Below are 6,303 nucleotides of genomic sequence, written 5' to 3'. Positions count from 1 at the left end.
ATTAATTTATCACGTGAGAGCGAGACCAGCCTTCTCATCCTACCTTCTGTTCAAATCTCTTCCTCCGGTTTTCATCCATCATCTCATCAGGGGAACGCTGCGGTTCACTGGCACCGAACCCGTCAGGGTGAGGTGTACAGTGCGACCGCTGGTTCTCCGCATTATAATCCTTTTCCCCTGCTGGTCGTCCAATTCAATTTGAACAGAAGCCCGCAAAGATCACGAAGGGTAGAGTTGTTTCCTGCCGCCGCCGGCGGCACAAAAACCAATTCTTTGTGGTCTTCGTGACCTTCTGTTCAAATCTCTTCCTCCGGGTTTCTTCATCCATTCATCATCTCTTCGGGGAACATTCACACTGTGCCACCGGAGCGTTTAGCGACGGTAGGCACGAGTGTGTTGTTGGGGTTGTCCTTGTTTTGACCATCCTGAGTTCCCCCAATGTGGGAGGCGCGCTCCGCGCGGCGATTCTTGTCCCGTTCAGATCCTCCCGGGACCTGTCGCGGCACGGAGTGCCCCTCCCACATTGAATTAATTCCTATCCATCATCTCTTCAATCTCATTCCCCAACGCCCGGCCTAACCCGACGTTGACCCGCGTCCACGCGGGACAACGGTAGGGTTCAGGCCGTGGTTGGCCACTTTGGTTTCACTTGTCCTTCTTTGAGTCGCGCGAGATTCTCCAGGCGCTCCTTCATTTCGGACGCACTCAGAAACTCTTCACGGTACAACGTCCTCAGGAAATCTTCGGCATCTGAATCGTTCTTGCGATTGTTGCACTCGCGGCAAGCTGCAACCAAGTTCCTATAGCTGTTGTCCCCCTCTGGTCGGGAGATCACGTGTTCAAGCACGTAGTTCTCGGCAGTGACGGTGCGCCTGCAATAGAAGCAAAGGTGTCCATCACGTTCCAATATCATTGCGCGGTTCTCAGGCGTCGAGAAAAAGTCCGCAACTTCTATGTCTGTGGCCGCAAGCGCTTCACTGGGGTCAGGTATGGTTCCGGGGATCTCGGATGGAAGTCTCAGGCGAATACGTCTGCCCGTTCTTTCGCTTGAAACGATGTCAATGCACCCTTTGACTTTTAGCGACTGTAGCTTTTCGTATGCCGTGTTCTCGGACATCGGTTTGCCCTTCTCGCCGATGCCACAAGCCATTCTTGCTCGTGCGGATTTGAAGCCGATGACGACTTCAGCTTCGCCGCGGAATCGACTGTGGCGAAAAATGTACAGATAGAGCGCCTGCTCGTAGGTATCGAGTTTCGGCGCAAGGAAATCCTGAAATTGCTCTAGGAATTCTCTGCAATCCATCTATTCATCTCCTTTGGCCAACGTTCACAATCTGGCTGAGGCGCGGAGCGACGATAGCCAGAATTGTGTTGTTGGGGATGTATATCATCAGTGATTAAGCCATTGCCATGAAAAATCGGTCATGAATTGCCAATACCATGGATCAACCTCTCGAATTGACCGATCCTGTGGATTCATCTCTTCGTATTTCAATAATCTCGATTTATCGAGACTCCAGTCATATCCATCCGTCAGTTCTCGTAAACTTGGGGCGTTTGTCTTGATGCCTTCTGATTCCGGCGCTTGGGGTATCCACTGACTCTCTTTGACTGAGGGTACATTCACCTTTGGTTCCGCACATCCCGTTAGCAGAACGAGAACAACGGGCAGAAATGGTTTCAGTGCATTCATTCTGTATTCCCCAACGACACCACTGAGGCGAGAGCGTTTAGCGAGTCGCCTCCGGTGGCTTGTTGGCTTTCATGTCTGTTCTGATTTATTCGCAGGCTCAGTTTTGTTACTTGCATTCCCCTTGCGACGATCAACAAGAATCTGAATCCAAACCGTCAAAACCAATAGCACAATAGTTAAGCCACATGCCAATCCCCTGTTAAAATGCAAATGCTTGGCCGCCACCGCAACGCCAATCGGGATTGCAGCAAGGATCAACATCAAACGCGTTAACGGCCAGCAATAGGTTCCTATAAACATATTCTTCTCCTGCCAACGATGCCATTGATGCGCGAGCGTTTAGCGAGTCGCATCCGATGGCTTGTTCGGCTATCTAATGTGACCTACCATCTCAGCCACCGCACCATAAGGCTAACAATCGCAAGCGTACCTACAACAACGGGAAACGAAAACAACCGGACATAAGCACCCCCCTTTATCCCCTGTATTTGGCGTTTAACATCCGGTTGCTGTGCCATTCCGGAAATCAATGACTGCATCCGCAGCATATCTACAAGATAGACGCCCATCATGGTCACGAGAACTGAGGAGGCCGACAGCCTGTGATCAAAATACAAATCACCCACAACGGAAAATAGCCCAAGGCACAGGACGACGTATCGTGCGCCCCAAAACGACACAGGAGCACCCTTAATGAGCGTCGCGAGCAGTCGTTTTTCCTTCTGTGTCAATTCCATATCAATCCTTCATTGACCGAACGTTCCGGCTCACTGGCGACAAGCCCGACAGGGCGAGGCGTACAGTGCGGCCGGTGGTTCGGTCATGAATATATCAGTGGGAACGATTCCGGGGTCTGAAGCGAGTCCAAGGAAAGATCAACATCCAGATCAGGCCAGAAGAGATGATCCTCATGGAGAAGTTGAACATTTAGGATCTGGTCAACTGTGGCCCCCCGAAACCATGGAAAATCTCCATAAGGGAGGAAGTACTCCTTGTTTTCAACAAGCAGCCAAAAACCAAAATGATCGATATTCGTCACTTCAACTAGCGAAGTGGGTGCGCCAAGCGTTGAGCAATTCATTTCGTTTTTCCTCCACTATCGACTTTAATTCGGTCACCTGAACGGGAGACAGGCCATGATTACGGGCCAGTTCCACAGTTGGTTCTAACCAATATTTTGCCTCCCCGTCCGAACAGTACACATGAACATGAGGCCGGGGTTCCTCCCTTGAGAAAAAGAAGAACCGGTAACCGCGCCATTTGAACACTGTTGGACTCATGGCGTCATGTTATGTGGTTCTGTCTTCTATATCAATTATTTCTTAAAACCGAACGATGCCATTGACCCGGCGGCGAGCGTGCGAGCCGTCGCGGTCAAATGGCTGGTTCGCAGGTCGTTTGATTGATTTAGCTAAAAGATCGAGTTCATGTGTCATTGATCAGTCGAGTGGATCCGAATCAGAGTAACTGTTCCATCCGGATCATCACGAAAAACGTATCCTATTTTCCGAAGTGCTTCAGAGATGGCGCGCTTTGCCTCATCTATTGTGAGGTCGTCAAAAGTCAGGTTGATGGTGCCCGTTGCGTTAGTCGGGACATAGACTTTGCGTCCGATTAATTCAGAGGAATAATAGTTGCACACCATTTTCAGTGAGCCATTCTTAATGACCATGGATACGGTGCGTTCCGTCCTTTGATCGTTTTTCGGATGCGGATCGGGTTTTGTCTGCAACTTTACTGCTGTTGATGTCTGCCGCGTTTCATTGGTTCCCAAGGAAGCTTCGTCGCCAAGAGCAATGCAACATGAAAGCGCAATATTGCCGGCCACTACAATGGACAGACTCCTGCAACGAGGCCCAGCACTTTTCTCAATTATTGCTTTCATTATTTTCCAATAGTCTATGCGAACGCCCTGCTCTCGGACGGCGAGCTTGCGAGCCGTACCGAGGAGCGGGTGGTTCTCCTTTTATTTATCCTTCGGAATCCTGGTCAAGATAAGAAATTCAGTTTAAACAGAAGCACGCAAAGAACGCGAAGTTAAGAAATATTCTTACCGCCGCAGGCGGCATGCACATGCATTTCTTTGCGGTCTTCGCGAGCTTCTGTTCAAATCTCTTCCTCCGGTTTTCATCCATCATCTCATCAGGGGAACATTATATATGTTCTTAATCACATTTCCAGCCAGCAAGGGTATTCCTATGCATTTGGTCAGAGCAAGCTTATTGTTCCTGAGAAACTTTTTAATGCGCTTTCATAAAACCGTTTTTAACATAACGCCTTTGCGTTTATAATGTTTTGCCCAATGTATGGGTGTCGCCACGCTCCGTCCTGCAGCTTACCCGCCAATAGATCAATTTAAAATAAATAGTTTAATTAACATTTAACTATAATAAACCGTGCTATGTATCCGTTAACATATTGAGGAGACCATGACGTGAACCGGGGCTTTAAATATGGCCTTTTCGTTCACCTTTGGCCGGTATTAACAGTAATAGGTGTTTAATCTCATAGCATGATAATTAAAGGTGGAGCATGGATAACTTATTAGCAAATCAAGAGATACAACTTTCCCAGTTCGGGGTATTCCTGCTTAAACAGCGATTCATTCAGGCGGGGCATGAGCGTTATCTTGTATTTTGGGTTCGGAAATTCCTGACGCGACGGATAGAAGTGCCCATTCCCTCTATCGAGGATCGTATTGCCCATTTCCTTGAAGAACTCCAGGCTTGTGGCTCGTATAAGGATTGGCAGGTGGAGCAGGCTGAAAAAGCAGTCCGGCTTTATATTGTCAATTTCTCCAAGGACCAACAATCTCCAGCCGTTGTGGCCTCATCCGTCAGGCCGTTTCAAGATGGTTCGTTTCCCGGCGATGAGACCCTTGCTACCCTGCGGACCGTGCTCCAAATGAAACATTACTCCTATACAACGGAACGAACCTATCTGGATTGGGCGAGGAGGTTTTTGGGCTATCTTGAGGAAACCCAACAGAAATCGCCTGCAGGGGGATACGCAATCAGCAGCGGACGAATTAAAGATTTTCTCGCATACCTGGCAACCCGCCGCAATGTTGCCGCTTCAACACAAAACCAGGCATTCGGCGCCTTATTGTTTCTTTGTCGTGAAATCCTACATATTGAAATCGGAGACTTGGAGCATGCCGTACGAGCCAAACGAGGCCCGAAATTGCCTGTTGTCTTAACTGTAACGGAGGTTCAGAAAATTCTGGGGTACATGAAAGGAACGACACGCCTAATGGCCGAAGTGATCTATGGCGGCGGGTTGCGGGTGATGGAGTGTTGTCGCCTGCGGGTAAAAGACTTGGATTTTGACAACAGCCTTGTATTTGTCCGGGAGGGAAAAGGCGATAAAGACCGGAGCACCCTGATGGCAGAGTCTGTAAAAGAGCCGTTAAGAAAACATTTGGAGCGCGTCAAAAAGCTCCATGAGGAGGATCTGGCGGCGGGAGCGGGCGAAGTCTGGTTACCCCATGCATTGTCAATCAAATACCCGAAGGCCGGGTGTGCCTGGGGTTGGCAATATGTGTTCCCATCGTCCAAACTTTCCCCAGACCCCAGAGGTGGTAAAATCCGGCGATATCATGCCAGTGACGGCTTCATCCAGTCGGCTGTACGCGCGGCGGTTCAAGCAACAGGAATTGTGAAACCGGCCTCCGTCCATACGTTGAGGCATTCCTTTGCCACACATTTGCTATTACAGGGAGTGGATATCCGGCAGATCCAGGAATACCTTGGTCACTCTCATGTCGAAACGACCATGATTTATACGCATGTAGTAAAGGATATGCGCAGCCCGGCGAAGAGTCCGTTGGACATGTTGGCGGGGCGATGACGGTTACCCTGCCGCAGCGTCTGGCTGAGGGCTGGCCACAGCCGCATCCATTGCTGACTCTCCAGGTTTTGGCGACTCCTCGATAACGCTCTCCGCAGTAACCGTGGGTTCAGTACAACTGGGGCGAGATCGGCCAGCGGATTTGTGTGATTGACGAGGCGATTCCACGGCAGAGCTGGCGGCTGGCGTTGGCGGCATCCGGAGTGTTCCTGGCCGTGATGTTCGTGCGCATGGAGCTCTGGTTTTGGGCGATGATGCTCGTGTACCGGATTCAACAGGACCTCATTTTCGAGTTGAGGACTACCAGTTTCGCCCATCTGCAGAAACTCTGCCTGCGTTTTCACAGTCAATTTCCCACGGGCTTCCTGTACGAGCGGGTGTTCGGCAATTCGATCAACACCCTGGGCAATTTCATGCAGGTGGTTTTCACCCAACTGGTCACCGATGCGGTCGGGCTGGTTTTCAGTCTGGGCTTCTGCCTCTATCTGAGTCCGGCCCTGACGGTGGTCATCCTGGCGGGGGGGATCGGCTATGTCATGGCCGCCCAGGCGCTATCGGGACGCATCTACGCGAAGACCCGGGCGGCCAACGAGGCCGGCATGAATATCGTCAATGTGGTCATGGATCAGGGCCAGGTGGTCGAACAGGGGACCTTCGACGAGCTGCTGGGCCGCAGTGGCCATTTCGCCAGGCTCTACGCCATCGCCACCTCCACGTCCACGCAGCGTATCCGGTGATCAGACCCACCTCAGTCCTCGAAA

General features: G+C 50.7%; 10 protein-coding genes. 2 read left to right on the top strand and 8 right to left on the bottom strand.

The genetic code is table 11. The features are described 5' to 3' along the window. Nucleotides 1–350 precede the first annotated feature (350 nt). The 8 genes from WCI03_08780 to WCI03_08745 all read right to left on the bottom strand — a co-directional run bounded on the left by WCI03_08780 (nucleotide 351) and on the right by WCI03_08745 (nucleotide 3,578). A complete protein-coding gene (locus tag WCI03_08780) occupies nucleotides 351–506 on the bottom strand; it encodes a hypothetical protein (protein MEI8139947.1) in 156 nt (51 codons plus the stop codon). A 113-nt stretch (nucleotides 507–619) separates the two neighbouring features. After that, nucleotides 620–1,303, bottom strand: a complete 684-nt coding sequence (locus WCI03_08775; protein ID MEI8139946.1) for an HNH endonuclease signature motif containing protein — start codon at nucleotides 1,301–1,303, stop codon at nucleotides 620–622. Nucleotides 1,304–1,390: 87 nt separating this feature from the next. After that, the gene (locus tag WCI03_08770; protein MEI8139945.1) at nucleotides 1,391–1,693 is read right to left on the bottom strand and encodes a hypothetical protein; all 303 of its coding nucleotides are present in this window, start codon (nucleotides 1,691–1,693) and stop codon (nucleotides 1,391–1,393) included. A 69-nt stretch (nucleotides 1,694–1,762) separates the two neighbouring features. Further along, nucleotides 1,763–1,993 carry a hypothetical protein gene (locus WCI03_08765; protein ID MEI8139944.1) on the bottom strand — a complete coding sequence of 77 codons (231 nt, stop codon included), beginning with the start codon at nucleotides 1,991–1,993 and terminating at the stop codon, nucleotides 1,763–1,765. An 83-nt stretch (nucleotides 1,994–2,076) separates the two neighbouring features. Continuing rightward, a complete protein-coding gene (locus WCI03_08760) occupies nucleotides 2,077–2,430 on the bottom strand; it encodes a hypothetical protein (GenBank protein ID MEI8139943.1) in 354 nt (117 codons plus the stop codon). A gap of 83 nt (nucleotides 2,431–2,513) precedes the next feature. Continuing rightward, nucleotides 2,514–2,774: a DUF2442 domain-containing protein gene (locus WCI03_08755; GenBank protein MEI8139942.1), complete on the bottom strand. Its 261-nt coding sequence runs from the start codon at nucleotides 2,772–2,774 to the stop codon at nucleotides 2,514–2,516. Beyond that, nucleotides 2,734–2,973 carry a DUF4160 domain-containing protein gene (locus WCI03_08750; protein MEI8139941.1) on the bottom strand — a complete coding sequence of 80 codons (240 nt, stop codon included), beginning with the start codon at nucleotides 2,971–2,973 and terminating at the stop codon, nucleotides 2,734–2,736. The genes WCI03_08755 and WCI03_08750 overlap by 41 nt, the downstream gene beginning before the upstream one ends. A gap of 152 nt (nucleotides 2,974–3,125) precedes the next feature. After that, nucleotides 3,126–3,578 carry a hypothetical protein gene (locus tag WCI03_08745; protein ID MEI8139940.1) on the bottom strand — a complete coding sequence of 151 codons (453 nt, stop codon included), beginning with the start codon at nucleotides 3,576–3,578 and terminating at the stop codon, nucleotides 3,126–3,128. 647 nt (nucleotides 3,579–4,225) lie between these two features. On the opposite strand from WCI03_08745, the gene WCI03_08740 reads away from it, so the two are divergent. Then, a complete protein-coding gene (locus WCI03_08740; GenBank protein MEI8139939.1) occupies nucleotides 4,226–5,542 on the top strand; it encodes an integron integrase in 1,317 nt (438 codons plus the stop codon). Between the two features lie 146 nt (nucleotides 5,543–5,688). Then, a complete protein-coding gene (locus WCI03_08735; GenBank protein MEI8139938.1) occupies nucleotides 5,689–6,279 on the top strand; it encodes an ABC transporter transmembrane domain-containing protein in 591 nt (196 codons plus the stop codon). Nucleotides 6,280–6,303 lie beyond the last annotated feature (24 nt).

The sequence above is a fragment of the bacterium genome (genome assembly GCA_037143175.1).
Taxonomy (GTDB): Bacteria; Verrucomicrobiota; Kiritimatiellia; order CAIKKV01; family CAITUY01; genus JAABPW01.
The sequence above is the reverse complement of the archived record's forward strand: the minus strand, read 5'-3'. Positions and strand labels throughout refer to the sequence as shown.